14 protein-coding genes are annotated in these 15,475 nt (G+C 68.7%); 8 read left to right on the forward strand and 6 right to left on the reverse strand.

Features of this window, described 5'->3' with window-relative positions:
* Positions 1-135 precede the first annotated feature (135 nt).
* On the reverse strand, positions 136-1,503 hold the full coding sequence (locus tag ACFYO1_RS06560; RefSeq protein WP_387227818.1) for an aspartate aminotransferase family protein: 1,368 nt from the start codon (positions 1,501-1,503) through the stop codon (positions 136-138).
* Between the two features lie 32 nt (positions 1,504-1,535).
* On the reverse strand, positions 1,536-3,026 hold the full coding sequence (locus ACFYO1_RS06565) for a CoA-acylating methylmalonate-semialdehyde dehydrogenase (protein ID WP_387227819.1): 1,491 nt from the start codon (positions 3,024-3,026) through the stop codon (positions 1,536-1,538).
* Positions 3,027-3,161: 135 nt separating this feature from the next.
* On the opposite strand from ACFYO1_RS06565, the gene ACFYO1_RS06570 reads away from it, so the two are divergent.
* Entirely contained in the window at positions 3,162-4,760 is a 1,599-nt protein-coding gene (locus ACFYO1_RS06570; RefSeq protein WP_387227821.1) for a PucR family transcriptional regulator, read from the forward strand.
* A gap of 86 nt (positions 4,761-4,846) precedes the next feature.
* On the forward strand, positions 4,847-5,524 hold the full coding sequence (locus ACFYO1_RS06575) for an NADPH-dependent F420 reductase (RefSeq protein WP_387227822.1): 678 nt from the start codon (positions 4,847-4,849) through the stop codon (positions 5,522-5,524).
* Between the two features lie 425 nt (positions 5,525-5,949).
* Here ACFYO1_RS06575 and ACFYO1_RS06580 read toward each other — a convergent pair whose 3' ends face one another.
* Complete coding sequence (locus ACFYO1_RS06580; RefSeq protein WP_387227824.1) at positions 5,950-6,681, reverse strand: hypothetical protein; 732 nt, start codon at positions 6,679-6,681, stop codon at positions 5,950-5,952.
* 217 nt (positions 6,682-6,898) lie between these two features.
* Here ACFYO1_RS06580 and ACFYO1_RS06585 point away from each other — a divergent pair, with 217 nt between their 5' ends.
* Positions 6,899-7,534, forward strand: coding sequence for a metal-dependent phosphohydrolase (locus ACFYO1_RS06585; RefSeq protein WP_387227826.1), 636 nt, complete (start codon positions 6,899-6,901; stop codon positions 7,532-7,534).
* A 64-nt stretch (positions 7,535-7,598) separates the two neighbouring features.
* Here ACFYO1_RS06585 and yaaA read toward each other — a convergent pair whose 3' ends face one another.
* A complete protein-coding gene (yaaA, locus tag ACFYO1_RS06590; RefSeq protein WP_387227828.1) occupies positions 7,599-8,342 on the reverse strand; it encodes a peroxide stress protein YaaA in 744 nt (247 codons plus the stop codon).
* 58 nt (positions 8,343-8,400) lie between these two features.
* Between yaaA and ACFYO1_RS06595 the strand changes: the two genes are divergently transcribed.
* Both ACFYO1_RS06595 and ACFYO1_RS06600 read left to right on the forward strand, forming a co-directional pair.
* Positions 8,401-10,158 carry a proline--tRNA ligase gene (locus ACFYO1_RS06595; RefSeq protein WP_387227829.1) on the forward strand — a complete coding sequence of 586 codons (1,758 nt, stop codon included), beginning with the start codon at positions 8,401-8,403 and terminating at the stop codon, positions 10,156-10,158.
* Positions 10,159-10,317: 159 nt separating this feature from the next.
* On the forward strand, positions 10,318-12,069 hold the full coding sequence (locus ACFYO1_RS06600) for an acyl-CoA dehydrogenase family protein (protein ID WP_387227831.1): 1,752 nt from the start codon (positions 10,318-10,320) through the stop codon (positions 12,067-12,069).
* 67 nt (positions 12,070-12,136) lie between these two features.
* On the opposite strand, the gene ACFYO1_RS06605 is transcribed toward ACFYO1_RS06600, so the two are convergent.
* Together ACFYO1_RS06605 and ACFYO1_RS06610 are read right to left on the reverse strand one after the other, a co-directional pair.
* Positions 12,137-12,571: a ferritin-like domain-containing protein gene (locus ACFYO1_RS06605; RefSeq protein WP_387227832.1), complete on the reverse strand. Its 435-nt coding sequence runs from the start codon at positions 12,569-12,571 to the stop codon at positions 12,137-12,139.
* Positions 12,568-13,077, reverse strand: coding sequence for a hypothetical protein (locus ACFYO1_RS06610; protein WP_387231725.1), 510 nt, complete (start codon positions 13,075-13,077; stop codon positions 12,568-12,570). Before ACFYO1_RS06610 ends, ACFYO1_RS06605 begins: the two co-directional genes overlap by 4 nt.
* Before the next feature lie 257 nt (positions 13,078-13,334).
* Here ACFYO1_RS06610 and rimP point away from each other — a divergent pair, with 257 nt between their 5' ends.
* The 3 genes from rimP to ACFYO1_RS06625 are packed head-to-tail and all read left to right on the forward strand — an operon-like array spanning position 13,335 to position 15,456.
* On the forward strand, positions 13,335-14,009 hold the full coding sequence (gene rimP / locus ACFYO1_RS06615; RefSeq protein WP_387227834.1) for a ribosome maturation factor RimP: 675 nt from the start codon (positions 13,335-13,337) through the stop codon (positions 14,007-14,009).
* Positions 14,006-15,037, forward strand: coding sequence for a transcription termination factor NusA (gene nusA, locus ACFYO1_RS06620; RefSeq protein ID WP_364720839.1), 1,032 nt, complete (start codon positions 14,006-14,008; stop codon positions 15,035-15,037). The genes rimP and nusA overlap by 4 nt, the downstream gene beginning before the upstream one ends.
* A 59-nt stretch (positions 15,038-15,096) precedes the next feature.
* Positions 15,097-15,456: a YlxR family protein gene (locus ACFYO1_RS06625; protein WP_387231726.1), complete on the forward strand. Its 360-nt coding sequence runs from the start codon at positions 15,097-15,099 to the stop codon at positions 15,454-15,456.
* The last annotated feature ends 19 nt before the right edge of the window (positions 15,457-15,475 follow it).

Below are 15,475 nucleotides of genomic sequence, written 5' to 3' on the forward strand. Positions count from 1 at the left end.
TGGGCGCCGATGACATTCCGGCGAACGTGAGCCCACGCGCCACAGCCGCACGGCTTCCGACATCCGCACGGGTGTCCGTGCGGCGAGTCCCGGTGCGGGAAACCAGAAGTCGTGCGGCTGTGGCGCGTGCCGTTCTCAGGCGGCGTGCCGGTCGGCGACCGCGAGCGTGTTGTCCAGGATGGCCAGACCCTCCTTCGCCTCGGCCTCGCTGACGATGCACGGCGGTACCACGTGCAGCCGGTTGAAGTTGACGAACAGCAGCAGCCCGGCCGCCTTGGCGGCAGCGACCACCTCGTTCATCGCCGGACTCGTGCCGCCGTACGGCGCGAGCGGTTCGCGCGTGGCCCGGTCGCGGACCAGTTCCAGCGCCCAGAACACCCCGGTGCCGCGCACCTCGCCGATGCTCGGGTGCCGTTCGGCGATCTCCCGCAGGCCGGGACCGAGGACCCGGGCGCCGATGTCGGCGGCGTTCTCGATGATGCGCTCGTCCGCCATCGCGTTGATCGTCGCGACCGCGGCGGCCGTGGCCAGCGGATGCCCGGAGTAGGTGAGCCCGCCGGGGTAGGGCCGGTCGTCGAACGTCGCGGCGATGGCCGGGCTGATCGCCACCCCGCCGAGCGGGACGTACCCGGAGTTAACGCCCTTGGCGAAGGTGATCAGATCGGGGACGACACCCTCGAAATGCTCTATCGCGAACCACTTTCCGGTCCGGCCGAACCCCGACATCACCTCGTCGGCGATGAAGACGATGCCGTACTTGTCGCACAGCGCCCGCACACCCGCCATGTATCCCGGCGGCGGAATCATGATTCCCGCTGTGCCGGGGATGGATTCGAGCACGATCGCCGCGATGGTGTTCGGCCCCTCGAACGCGATGGTCTGTTCGAGATGCGCCAAAGCGCGCTCGGTTTCCTGGGTTTCGTCGGTCGAGTGGAATTGCGTGCGGTAGAGGAACGGGCCGAAGAAGTGCACCACGCCGGCGTTGCCGTGATCGTTGGCCCAGCGCCGCGGATCGCCGGTCAGGTTGACCGCGGTCTCGGTGCCGCCGTGATACGAGCGATAACGGGCCAGCACCTTGTAGCGGCCGGTGTGCAGCCTGGCCATCCGCACCGCGTGCTCGACCGCCTCGGCGCCGCCGTTGGTGAAGAAGATCTTGTTCAGCTCGCCCGGCGTCCGCTCGGCGATCAGCCGGGCCGCCTCCGAGCGGGCGTCGTTGACGTGCGGCGGTGCCACGGTGCACAGCTTCGCGGCCTGTTCCTGGATCGCCGCAACGACTTTCGGGTGCTGATGGCCGATGTTGGTGTTCACCATCTGGGAGGAGAAGTCGAGCAACCGGTTGCCCTCCCCGTCCCAGACGTAACAGCCCTGGGTGGCGCTGATCGTCATCGGCTTCAGGTTCGCCTGGGCGGACCAGGAGTGGAAGACGTGGCGGCGGTCGAGCTCGTATGCGCGTTCGGCGGCCGCGCGGGCGGTCTCTGGGGTCAATCCGTTCGGGAGGGTCATCGGCGAGTTCTCCTGCGTCGCTGGGATTGTGGCTACTTGTTTTCCGGGAAGCCGAGGTTGATCCCACCATGGCTCGGATCGAGCCAGCGCGTGGTGACCGCCTTGCCCCTGGTGAAGAAGTGCACGCCGTCGGCGCCGTGCGCGTGCGAGTCGCCGAACAGCGAGTTCTTCCAGCCGCCGAAGCTGTAGTAGGACATGGGCACCGGGATCGGCACGTTGATGCCGACCATGCCGACCTCCACCTCGTTGTGGAAGCGCCGGGCCGCGCCGCCGTCGTTGGTGAAGATGGCGGTGCCGTTGCCGTAGGGGTTGGCGTTGATCAGCGCGAGCGCGTCGTCGTAGCTGTCCACGCGTACGACAGACAGGACGGGACCGAAGATCTCGTCGGTGTAGACGCTCATGTCGGTGCCGACCTGGTCGAGAATCGTCGGCCCGAGCCAGAATCCGTCCGCCGCGCCGTCTGCCTCGATTCCGCGTCCGTCCAGAACCACACGCGCTCCGGCGGATTCGCCCGCCGCGATGTACTCGGCGACCTTGTCCCGGTGTGCCCGGGTGACCAGCGGGCCCATGTCGGTGCCGCGGGTGCCGTCGCCGGTCTTGATCGTGGTGGCCCGCTCGGTGATCTTGCCGACCAGCTCGTCGGCCGCGTCGCCGACCGCGACCACCACGCTGATCGCCATGCATCGCTCACCCGCCGAACCGAATCCGGCGTTCACCGCGGCGTCGGCGGCCAGGTCCAGATCGGCGTCCGGCAGCACCACCATGTGGTTCTTCGCGCCGCCGAGCGCCTGCACCCGCTTGCCCGCGGTGGTGCCGCGCTGATAGACGTACTTCGCGATCGGGGTCGAGCCGACGAACGAGACCGCCTTGATCTTCGGGTTGTCCAGCAACTCGTCGACCGCGACCTTGTCGCCCTGCACCACGTTGAACACACCGGCCGGCAAACCGGCCTCGTCCCACAGCTCGGCCAGCCACAGCGACGCCGACGGATCCTTCTCACTCGGCTTGAGCACCACCGTGTTTCCCGCGGCGATGGCCAGCGGGAAGAACCACATCGGCACCATCGCCGGGAAGTTGAACGGCGAGATCACCGCGACCGGGCCCAGCGGCTGCCGGATGGAGAAGATGTCCACCTTCGTCGACGCGTTCTCGGTGTACCCGCCCTTGATCAGATGCGGTACGCCGCAAGCGAATTCGACGACCTCCAGGCCGCGGCTCACCTCGCCCATGGCGTCGGCCAGCACCTTGCCGTGCTCGGCGGTGATCAGCTTCGCCAGGTCTTCCTTGCGCTCGTTGAGCAGCTCGCGGAAGCGGAACAGGATCTGCGTGCGCCGGGCCAGCGAGGTGTCCCGCCAGGCCGGGAAGGCATCGGCCGCGGCATCGATCGCGGCCCGGGTGTCCGCGACGTTCGCAAGCGCGACCTGTCCGGTCACCACGCCGGTCGCCGGATTGGTCACCGGCGCGGTCGCCTCGCTGGTGCCTGCGAAGGCCTTGCCGTCGAGCCAGTGCGCGATTGTCTGCATTTCTCCTCGATTCGATCCGTGAGCGTCGCGGGCGCCGGCGGGCGGACGCCTCCTGGGTACTACTCTGCGGCATCAACCTTGCTGGATGGCCCGACGATCTGTACGGGATTTCCGATTTCGTATTACGATTCGTCGGTGCTTCCCTCCGTGGCCGATGTGCTGGCGATGCCGGTGGTGCGCGCCGGTGAGCCGCAGGTCGTGGCGGGCGGATCGCTGGACCGCCCGGTGCGCTGGGTGCACGTCAGCGACGTGGCGGATGTGGCGCAATTGCTGGTCGGCGGGGAACTGATTCTCACCACCGGGCAGGCCATGAGCCACGGCGACATCGCGACGGTCGGCTATCTGACCGCGCTGGCCGCCGCCGGGGTGGCGGGGCTGGTCATCGAGCTGGGTGGCTACGTGCCGGAACTCGCGCCGGTAGTGGCCGCGACCGCCGACGCCTTGGGCCTGCCGGTGATCGTGCTGCACAAGATCACCCGGTTCGTCGAGATCACCGAGGCGGTGCACCGGGTCATCGTGGCCGAGCAGTACGCCGAGCTCGAGTTCGCGCGCACCGTGCACGAGACGTTCACCGACCTCAGCGTGCGCCGGGCGTCGCTCGCCGAGATCGTGAAAACCGCTGCGGGCATGTTGGATTCGTCGGTGGTGCTGGAGGACCTGGCGCACCGGGTGCTCACGTTCACCGCGCGGCACGCGTCCACCTCGACGCTGCTGGACGACTGGGAGACCACCTCGCGGCTGCTGCCCGACGGCTGGGACGCGGTGGCCGTCGGCCCGCACACCCAGCGGTGGGGGCGGCTGATCCTGCCGGCCGGCGACGTCCCGACCGCCCGCGCCAGGATGGTGCTCGAACGCGCCGCGCAGACCTTGACCCTGCACCGGATGATCGAGAAGGACCGCTTCGGCCTGCATCGGCAGGCGCAGACCGGGCTCATCGACGATCTGGTCAACGGCCGGGTACTGGACGAACGGGACGCGCTGGCGCGGGCCGCCGCCCTTGGTCTGACTCGTCGCGCCGCCTACGTTCCGCTGGCCGTCGACGTCGCCGCGGTCGCGGAGGCCGATCCGGTGGCCAGGCAACGCCGGGCCGCCGGGATCCTGGACGCGGTCACGCACGGCCTCGGCCTAGCCAAGCTGACCGCGCTCGCCGCCGCCGACCAGGGCGACCGGGTCGGCATGATTCTGGCGCTGCCCCGATCCGGCGACCTCGACCACAGCCTGACCGCCGCCTGCACGGCGATCACCGGCGAAGTGCGTCGCGTGGACGGTGTCGAGCGCGTGGTGATCGGCGTCGGCGCGGAATCGGATTCGCTGCTGGACACCGCGCACGAGCTGCCGCACGCCGCGCACGTCGCGGAAGTCGCACTGTCGCTGAAGAGTTCGGCGCCGCGGCCGTTCTACCGCAGCGGCGATGTGCGGCTGCGCGGACTGCTGTCGCTGATCCGCGACGAACCGGGCGTGCAACGTTTCGCCGAGACCGAGCTGAGTGCGTTGCTGCGCTACGACATTCGGCACACCGCCGACCTGTCCCGCACCCTGCGTCAATTCCTCGACCTGGCCGGCAACAAGACCGAGCTCGCGCGCCGGCTCAGCATCAGCAGGCCGACGCTCTACGACCGGCTGGCCCGCATCGAACGCATCCTGGCGGTCGATCTCGAAGACGGCGAGTCGCGCACGTCGCTGCACGCCGCGCTGCTCATCCGCGACCTCACCGCCAACGCCGACGGGCCGTGAACGCCCGCGGGTGACGTCGCTCACGCGCCGCCGTCGCCGCTGTCCGGTGCGGGAACATCCGAGGTCACGGCGGTGTTTGACGGCGTATGACAACCCTTGGATTGATCGGTAGCGGGAACATCGGCAGCACGGTGGCGCGGCTCGCCATCGCTGCCGGGCTGGACGTGGTCCTGAGTAACTCGCGTGGTCCGCAGACCCTGGCTGATCTGGTCACCGAGCTCGGCCCACGGGCCAGGGCGGCGACCGCCGACGAGGCGGCCGCGGCGGGGGACATCGTGGTGGTGACCGTGCCGCTGCGCAACTACCGGCAGGTGCCGGTGGCGCCGCTGGCGGGCAAGGTCGTCATCGACACCAACAACTACTACCCGGATCGGGACGGCACGTTCCCCGAGCTCGAGGACGGGTCCACGACGAGCAGCGAACTGCTGCAGAAGCATCTGCCGACCTCGAAGGTGGTGAAGGCGTTCAACAACATCTACTTCGCCCACCTCGGCCAGCTGGCCCGCCCGATCGGCTCGCCGGAGCGCACCGCGCTGCCGATCGCCGGCGACGACGCGGACGCGAAAGCCGCTGCGGCGCAACTGCTCGACGTACTCGGCTACGACACCGTCGACGTCGGGCCGTTGAGCGAGAGCTGGCGTTTCCAGGTGAGCACGCCGGTGTACGCGGACGTCTACGCGTCGGCACTTCCGTTCTGGGAGAACGACGGTGCGCCCGCCGACGCCGCGAAGATTCGCGCCCTGCTGGCCGCCGCACAGCGCTGATCGATTGGCGAAACCCGGGAGCGTAGCCTGCTCCCGGGTCTCGAAGTGCCGCCCAATTCGCACACCCCGGCGTCGGGATCGGATGAGCTTCAGGTTAGCGACGCATCCTACGGTTGGACCACCTCCGCATGGGCGCGGAAGACCGGAGTTGAACCGGCATCTCGTCGCGGGCATGTCCTTTCCTCGTCCCGGGGTGTTCGGCGGCGAATACTCGTGCTGGAGCGAGAGTCTGAGGTTGACCACGGTTGCCTCTACCAGTTGGGCCACCCGGGCGTGGATGCCCGGGAGGGGACTCGAACCCCTACTGACGCCGTGTGATTCAGCTTTAGCTTCAGATTGAGTTTTGCGCTCCTTGCGCTTCCCCCGCACCCGGCGGGGGAGTCTGTGGGGGCGCGGGGCCGATGGCGGCCGGCCCCGCGCCGGGGTCAGCGGAAGAGGTAGCCGAAGATCACGTCACCGGTCTTGCGGTCGGTGACCTCGGTCCCGTTCGCCTCTTCACGCGCGAATTGCACTGCCCGCTGGAGCTTTTCGACCCGCACGGCCAGTTCGTTGATCCGCCGGGCCGGCAGCGCGCCGGAGAAGCGCACCAGCGTCCAGTAGCCGACGGCGATGTCCTCGTAGTACACCTCGACCTGGGCCGGGTGCTTCTCGGTCGCCTCGGCCTTCACGTGGTTGCGCGGCACCTTCTTCGTGCGCATGGTGCGCACGGCGTCGGTGCGCCAGGTATCGGACGAGTCGTCGAACGACCACACCTCGGCCGCGTCCAGCACCGGCAGCTTCTTCACGAAGGTGTGCAGCTCGGCCAGCTGCTTCTCCAGGAACAGCAGGTAGGAGACCGGCGCGTCGCGCAGCAACACCTCGCCGTCGACCGTCACGTCGGCCTTGGCCGCGGTGTTCGCCCAGTCCTTGGTCGCGGTGACGTCGAACAGGCGGGTCAGCGTCGCCGCGGTCTGGCGCAGCACCTCCTCGGACTTCACCTGCACCCGGGTGGACTCCGGCGGAAGCTGCTCGCCCTCTTCGTCTTTCGGCTGATAGGTGCGCGCGAGACCGGCCAGCAGCGACGGCTTCTGCAATGCGCCGTGCGCCTCGGCCAGCTCGCGCAGGGCACCGCTCTTGATACCCTTCTCGACCGCAATGATCTGATTCAGCTTTGTCATCTCTACCTCCCCGCCGCGCAATTCCCGCGCGGTGCACCAACATTCGGCTCGATGCCGCCGAATCCTCCCGTTTCGGCAACCCTGAGCTCCGGTGCCACGGTACGGACCGGTGTGGGGTCGGCGCATCTTATTTTTCCTGGGGCGGGTTTCGTGCTGTGCTGTACGGCACAGCGGCCGGGGCATTGTCGGCGAGGGCGCGGTTCGCCAGACTGTGCCGATGGGGACATCGACGGAGACGGGCCTGCGCGAACGGTGGGCAGCACTGGCGGGGGCGGACGCCGCGGCGGTCGGGGACGACCTGATCCGGCGGTATCAGGAGCCGCATCGGCGGTATCACACGGTCGATCACCTGGCCGCGATGCTGCCGGTCATCGATGAGCTGGCCGGGGACGCCGCAGATGCGGACGCGGTTCGGTACGCGGCGTTCTTTCACGACGCCGTGTACGCGGTGGATCGTGCGGACAACGAGGAGCAGAGCGCGGTGCTGGCCGAGCAGATGCTCGGATCCCTCGGCGCGGCACCGGAACTCGTGCACGAGGTGGCGAGACTGGTGCGCCTCACCGCGACCCACGATCCGGCCGACGACGACCGCAATGGCGGTGTCCTGTGCGACGCGGACCTGGCCGTACTCGCTGCCGACGGTCCGGGTTACGCCGCGTATGTCGCGGCGGTCAGGGCGGAGTACCGGCACGTGCCCGACGCGCTGTTCCGAGCCGGGCGCACGGCGGTACTCCAGGACCTCGTCCGGCAACCGCGATTGTTCCGGACACGCACTGCCCGAACCCGATTCGAGGCCGCCGCGCGGGCGAACCTGGAGCGGGAACTGATCCAGCTCACGGAGCCGGCCGACTGAACGGGTAGCGGCTCGTGGTCGAGTCCCGAGTGACGGGTCCGGTCCGGCGATCCCGCGCGTCGGCTCAGGTGAGAATCAACAACTCGGTAGGGGAGGCGATTTCGGTCTTCAGGCCCGATTTCGTCGCGACCCGGGCGAGGCCACGCACATCGGTGGGTTCGGCGCGGGACAGGACGAGGGCGCGGGCGAGCAGCCCTTTGTGGTGCTTGTTGAAGTGACTCACCACCGTCCGCGAGCCGTCCGGGTGTTCGGTCAGGACATTGGCGGTGACCGCGCCGGGAACCCGGCCGAGCTGCTGATACACCCCCGAGCGCAGATCGACGACCAGTTCACCCGCGGCCTCGGCGAGCAAAGCCTCGGGCAGGGTTTCCCGCCACACTGCCGAAAGCGTCGGCAGGCCGGGCAGTTTCGACCCGCCGGAGAGCCGGTAGGCCGGAATCGGATCGCTCGCCCGAACCGCACCGAACAGCGCCGACCCGATGCCGAGCTGCGCGTACGCCTTCGCGCGCTGCGCCTTGGTGAACGAGCGCGCGTCCAGCGCGTCGTAGAGCACCCCGGTATAGCGCTCCAGCGCCGGGCGTGTCGGCGAGGTCCGCAGGGCCGCGTTGCGGGCGATCTCCGCGTCAGCCCCCTTGCCGAGGTCCAGCACGGCGCGGCTGGCGTCCGGGTCGGTGGCCAGCTTGGTCAGCTCGTCGATGAGCCGGTCGCGCACCGCTGTGAGCTGCGGCATCGACAGTGCGTCGAGGTCCAGCGGAACGTCCGTACCACCGTCGGACTTGGTTTCGGAGGGAGGCAGCAGCACCAGCACGAGCGATAACGGTAATGCGCTGTGACCATCGCCGGGCCAGCGACTACCCTGTGCATCCGTGATCACCCGCCTCTCTCGACTTTTCCTGCGTACCCTGCGCGACGATCCCGCCGACGCCGAGGTGCCCAGCCACAAACTGCTCGTCCGCGCCGGATACGTGCGGCGCATCGCGCCGGGCGTCTACTCCTGGCTGCCGCTCGGCCTGCGGGTGCTGCGCCGGGTGGAGGAAGTCGTGCGCGAAGAGATGGACGCGATCGGCGCCCAGGAGATCTCGCTGCCCGCGCTGCTGCCGCGCGAGCCGTACGAGACCACCAACCGCTGGACCGAGTACGGCGACAACCTGTTCCGCCTCCAGGACCGCAAGGGCGCGGACTACCTGCTCGGCCCGACGCACGAGGAACTGTTCGCGCTCACCGTGAAGGGCGAATACAACTCCTACAAGGACCTGCCGGTCATCCTGTACCAGATCAAGGACAAGTACCGCGACGAGGAGCGTCCGCGCGCGGGCATCCTGCGTGGCCGCGAGTTCATCATGAAGGACTCCTACTCGTTCGACCTGGACGACGACGGCCTCAAGACCAGCTACAACGCCCACCGCGAGGCCTATCAGCGGATCTTCGACCGGTTGCAGGTCCAGTACGTCATCGTGGCGGCCACCTCCGGTGCGATGGGCGGCAGCGCGTCCGAGGAGTTCCTGGCCGACAGCCCGTCCGGCGAGGACACCTATGTGCGCTGCGTCGAGTCCGGTTACGCGGCCAACGTGGAGGCCGTGGTCACGCCCGCGCCCGCGCCGCTGCCACTGGACGGACTGGCCGAGGCCGTCGTGCACGACACCCCGGACGCCCCCACCATCGCGACGCTGGTCGACTGGGCCAACGGCGCCGGGATCGCGGAGCAGTTCGGCCGTCCGGTCACCGCGGCCGACACCCTGAAGAACGTCATGGTGAAGCTGCGGCACCCGGACGGCAAGGAAGAGATCGTCGGCATCGGCATCCCCGGCGACCGTGAGGTCGACGACAAGCGCCTCGGTTCCTCGGTCGAGCCGGCCGAGGTCGAGTTGCTCACCGAGGCCGATTTCGCCGCCAATCCGTTCCTGGTGAAGGGCTACATCGGGCCGAAGGCGTTGCAGGCCAACGGTGTTCGGTTCCTGGTCGATCCTCGCGTGGTCACCGGCACCGCGTGGATCACCGGCGCCGACGCGCCGGGCAAGCATGTCGTCGGCCTGGTCGCCGGGCGCGACTTCACCCCAGACGGCACCATCGAGGCCGCCGAGGTCCGCGACGGCGATCCCTCGCCCGACGGCCGCGGCGTGCTGGTCGCCTCGCGCGGCATCGAGATCGGCCACATCTTCCAGCTCGGGCAGAAGTACACCAACGCGTTCGACGTGGACGTGCTCGGCGAGAACGGCAAGCCGGTGCGCCTGACCATGGGCTCCTACGGTCTCGGCGTGTCCCGCATGGTCGCGGTGATCGCCGAGCAGCAGCACGACGACAAGGGCCTGCGCTGGCCCGCCGAGGTCGCGCCGTACGACGTGCACGTCGTCATCGCGAACAAGGACGACGCGGCCCGCGCGGGCGCCGAGGAGGTCGTGGCCGGTCTCAACGCCCAGGGCCTCGACGTCCTCTTCGACGACCGCACCGCCTCGCCGGGGGTGAAGTTCAAGGATGCCGAATTGCTCGGCATGCCACTGGTTCTCGTGATCGGCCGCGGCTGGGCCGAGGGCAAGGTGGAACTGCGCGACCGGTTCACCGGCGAAGCCGACGAGATCCCCGCCGAGTCGGCCGTCGACGCGGTCGTGGCGAAGGTTCGCGGCTAGTCACCGATACGCCGCGCGGCCCCGATGGATCTCCCATCGGGGCCGCGCTGTTTTCCCGCCGAACAGACCGGCGGACCTACGGTCGCGTAGGCGAGATTTGCTGTGTGAGGTACGACGGACCCGCTCCGGCGTGCGATTACCCGCTGGTAAGTTAACGGCATGACGAGCACCGACGCGTTGTTGTTCAACCCGGCCACCTACGACCCGCAGCAGTTCGACGCCGAGACCCGGCGGCTGCTGCGCGCGACCATCGAGTGGTTCGAGTCGCGGGGTAAGCAGCAGTTGCTGGCCGACGACGCGGACGCGGTGTGGACGGCGGACTTCCTGGACTTCGTCGCCAAGGAGAAGCTGTTCGCGACCTTCCTGACCCCGGCCGCCTACGCCGACGGCGACGAGAACCGGCGCTGGGACGCGGCCCGCAACGCGGCCCTGTCCGAGATCTTCGGCTTCTACGGCCTGGCCTACTGGTACGCCGAGCAGGTGACCATCCTCGGCCTCGGACCGATCTGGCAGAGCGACAACGAGGAGGCCAAGCGGCGCGCGGCCGCGGACCTGGCCGAGGGACAGGTGATGGCGTTCGGGCTGTCCGAGCGCGAGCACGGCGCCGACATCTACAACACCGACCTGGTGCTGACCCCGAGCGAGCCGGGCAGCGCCGACGCCGAGGCCGGAATCCTGTTCCGCGCCAACGGCGAGAAGTACTACATCGGCAACGGCAATGTGGCGAGCATGGTGTCGGTGTTCTCCCGCCGCGCCGACATCGAGGGCGCGGACGGCTATGTGTGGTTCGCCGCGGACAGCAGGCACGAGAACTACCGGCTGCTCGGCAATGTCGTGCACCAGCAGATGTATGTCAGCACCTTCCGGCTGGAGAACTACCCGGTGCGCGCGGCGGACATCCTGCACACCGGGCCCGAGGCGTTCTCCGCCGCGCTGAACACGGTCAACGTCGGCAAGTTCAACCTCTGCCACGGCGGCATCGGCATGGTCGAGCACTCGTTCTACGAGGCGATCACGCACGCGAACAACCGCATCCTCTACGGCAACCCGGTCACCGAGTTCCCGCACGTGCGAACGAATTTCGTCGATGCCTACGCCCGCATCGTGGCGATGAAGCTGTTCAGCGACCGGGCCGTGGACTACTTCCGCAGCGCGAGCCTGGAGGATCGGCGCTACCTGCTGTTCAACCCGATGACCAAGTCCAAGGTGACCTCCGAGGGCGAGACCGTGATGACCCTGCTGCTGGACGTGCTGGCGGCCAAGGGATTCGAGAAGAACACCTACTTCGCCGAGGTGGCCCGGCTGATCAACACGCTGCCCCGGCTCGAGGGCACGGTGCACGTGAACGTCGGGCAGATCCTGAAGTTCATGCCGAACTACCTGTTCAACCCGAAGGACTACCCGGAGATCGGCACCCGGCGCGACGCCGCCGACGACGAGTTCTTCTGGCACCAGGGCCCGGCCCGCGGCGCGGGCAAGGTGCAGTTCGCCGACTGGACCCCGGCTTATGAGAAGCACGCCGACATCCCGAACGTCGGCCGGTTCTTCGAGCAGGCCCAGGCGCTGCGCACGCTGCTGAGCACCGCGGCACCCAGCGCCGACCAGCAGAAGGACCTGGACTTCATGCTGACCATCGGCCACCTGTTCTCCCTGGTGGTCTACGGGCAGCTGATCCTGGAGCAGGCGGCCCCCACCGGCCTGGACCGCGATCTGCTGGACCAGATCTTCGACTTCCAGATCCGGGACTTCAACAGCTATGCCACCACGCTCTACGGCAAGCCGTCCGCCACCCCGGATCAGCAGGGCTGGGCCGCTTCGGCGTTGCGTCCGCCGGTGGCCGACCGTGCGCGCTTCGACCGGATCTGGGCCGAGGTCGCGTCCTATGACGGTGCGTACGAGATGCGCCCGTAGGTCGGCGCGCTAGCGAAAAGGCCGGTCCCGCAACGACTGCGGGGCCGGCCTTCTTCGCGTGGCGGGGTCAGGCTTTGCCGGGGAAGGCGATCGTCGGCGGGTCGGTGCCCAGGATCGACTGCCAAGTGGCAAGGCGCACAGCGCTTTCGGTGAGCGCGTCGACGCCCATGCGGCGGACGTTCTCGGTGTCGCCGCGTTCGACCACCGAGCGCCAGGCCACTGCCGTGTCGGTCTCGACCGTCGCGGCCAGCCGGGCCGCCGGAATCGGGTCGTTGACCGGGAACGGCATCGTGTAGGCGGCATCCGGCGGGGGCGCGGTGACGCCGGCCGCGGTGAGGGCATCGATGGTGGCGTCGCGGCGGGCGCGGTGCGCGGCAGTGCTTTCCGCGACCAGGCGGCCACGTTCGGCCGAGGCATACGCGGCGATCACGCCGTAGGCATACACCGCACCGTATTCGGCGCGCAGCGCGTCGAGCAGCGCCTGGCGTTCGCTATCGGTCATGCGAGCAGCACCCCCGCCTGAACCGCGCACGCCGCGCTGATCGAGGCGAGCAGCCCCGCCCGGTAACCGGACTGGCCGCGGGCCAGGTCGGCGGCCGACTGGCGCGATTTGGTGAGCTGTGCGCGTAGCGCGTCGACCGACGGTGGTGGGCTGGGTGGTATCGCCGTGCCGGAAGACACCGCGGACGAGCCCGAGGACTGTCCCGGACCGTTCTCCCGGGTGCGATGCACCGGTTTGGTGCCGTCGCCGTAGACGCCGATCAACCGATCGATCTCGGCCTTCAAAGCCTCTGCGTGCGCGGTCCTTTCGGCCGCGATCGCGGTCAACGCGCTGTGCCGCTGCGGGGTCAGGGCGATGGCCGCGGTCGCCGCGGCGGCGTCGGTGCGCGCCTGAACCTCTTGGGCGGCAAGCGGATCCGGCTCGTACACCTTGTCCTCGGTGCCGCAGCCGGCGAGCGCGCCGAGCGCCAAGACGCCGACCGCGCCGCCACCGGCCAGCCGTAACATGCTGCGCCGGTCCACGGCGAACCGGGAATCGTGCCGGTCGGACGGGATGCCGGAGGTGCACAGGACGATCGGCTGCGCGGGAAGGCGGATAGGCACGGCACCATCGTGCCAGATTCCCGAGACCGCCCCGGACGAGGCATCGTGTGGCGAGCGTAGTGGCTGCCCGTTGGTCCTCTACACTCTCTGGGCGCGTTACGCTAGACCCTCGGTATAAGTAATTCCCGCCGCCGTCACAACTGAACCAGGAGCCGCCCCATATGCCGATGCCGACCGAGGAAAGGCTGAGCCAGCTGATCGCTGGACTCGTCGAACGCCGAGGATTCGACCTCGAGGGCGTCGAGATCTCGACGACTGGTAAGCATGCGGACGCGCAGGCTCGCGCGAAGGTGACCGTGGACAGCGACGGCCCTTCCGATCTGGACACCATCGCCACGCTCAGCACCGAGTTGTCGGAGTTACTGGACGAGGCAGGCGATTTCGGCGAGACGCCGTATCTTCTGGAAGTCACCACACCGGGCGTGGACCGTCCGCTCAGCGCGGACCGGCACTGGCGCCGAGCGCGCGGGCGCAAGGTGCGCGTCCTGCTCCGCGAGGGCGCGCCCGCGCCCGAGCCGGGCGGTGCGGTGAAGTTCGAAGCCAGGGTGGGTGAGCTCAGCGGCGACACAGTGGCGCTGGTGCTCGGTGGCAAGCACAAACCACACCTGGTGCACGTCCCACTCGCCGACATCGCCGAGGCGGTCGTGCAAGTGGAATTCTCCAAGCCGGGCGCGAAAGAGCTGGAACTCGCCGGGGGCATCATCCCCGGCCGCCCGGTACCAGGCCAGCACGATGATGAGCCGGCGGTCGACGCCGCGGATGTTCGAGGATCAACACCATTACTACCCGAATCAGTAACAGCGTCCGATTCGCCGACCGAAGGGACCGTGGAATGAACATCGAAATCGAAGCCCTGCGCGCGATCGTCGCCGACAAGGGGATCTCGATCGAGACCGTGATCTCCGCGATCGAGTCGGCACTGCTCACCGCCTACCGGCACACCGAGGGCCACCAGCCCAACGCGCGCATCGACATCAACCAGAAGACCGGCACGGTCCGGGTGATGGCGCGCGAGCTGGACGCCGACGGCAACATGATCTCCGAATGGGACGACACCCCAGAGGGTTTCGGCCGGATCGCGGCGACCACCGCGCGCCAGGTGGTGTTGCAGCGGTTGCGCGACGCCGAGAACGAGAAGTCCTTCGGCGAGTTCTCCACGCACGAGGGCGACATCGTCGGCGGCGTGGTGCAGCGCGACGCGAGAGCCAACGCCCGCGGCACCATCGTGGTCCGCATCGGCAGCGAGATCAACGGCGCGGAGGGTCTGATCCCGCCCGCCGAGCAGGTGCCGGGCGAGACCTACGAGCACGGCGACCGGATCAAGTGTTACGTCGTCGGCGTCTCGCGTGGTCCGCGCGGCCCGCAGATCACCCTCTCCCGCACCCATCCGAATCTGGTGCGCAGGCTGTTCGCGCTCGAGGTGCCCGAGATCGCCGACGGCTCCGTGGAAATCGTCGCGGTGGCGCGCGAGGCCGGGCACCGCTCGAAGATCGCGGTGCGCAGCACCGTGTCCGGGGTCAACGCCAAGGGCGCCTGCATCGGCCCGATGGGGCAGCGGGTGCGCAACGTGATGAGCGAACTGGCCGGCGAGAAGATCGACATCATCGATTACGCCGAGGATCCGGCCACCTTCGTCGGCAACGCGCTCTCCCCGTCGAAAGTGGTGTCGGTCACTATCGTCGATCCGGAGGCGCGCGCCGCGCGGGTCGTGGTGCCGGACTTCCAGCTCTCGCTGGCCATCGGCAAGGAGGGGCAGAACGCCCGTCTGGCCGCCCGGCTGACCGGCTGGCGGATCGATATCCGCAGCGACGCCGCCCCGGACATGGGCGGCGGCTCGGTGCGGACGGAGGCGCACCGCAGTTGACCGGAACCGGCGCGGCAGACCGTTCGTCGGGTCGGGAATCAGACCGTCGGGATGACATGTTGGTAACTTCCGCAGGGGAGCGGTTCGTTGATCCGACCGGGTCGGCGGTAGAGTGGACAGAGGTTCAGCACGCGCGACCGATTCGGACCTGTATCGGATGCCGGAAGCGCGAGTTGGCCGCCGATCTGTTGCGGATCGTCGCACGGGACACGGATACCGGAAACGGTCCGCGTTCTGTCACGATCGTTCCCGATCCGCGGCGCAGACTTCCCGGACGGGGTGCCTGGTTGCACCCCGTCTCGGCTTGTCTGACTGCGGCAGAACGGCGCCGAGCATTCGGCAGAGCACTAAGAGTGTCCGGAAATCTGGATATCTCAGCCCTGGAGAAGTACCTCGAGAACAGGCACGAGCACTCATGAGCACACCGTGAAGCACCAA

It is taken from the genome of Nocardia sp. NPDC006044, from assembly GCF_042871115.1.
In the GTDB taxonomy this organism is placed as follows: Bacteria; Actinomycetota; Actinomycetes; order Mycobacteriales; family Mycobacteriaceae; genus Nocardia.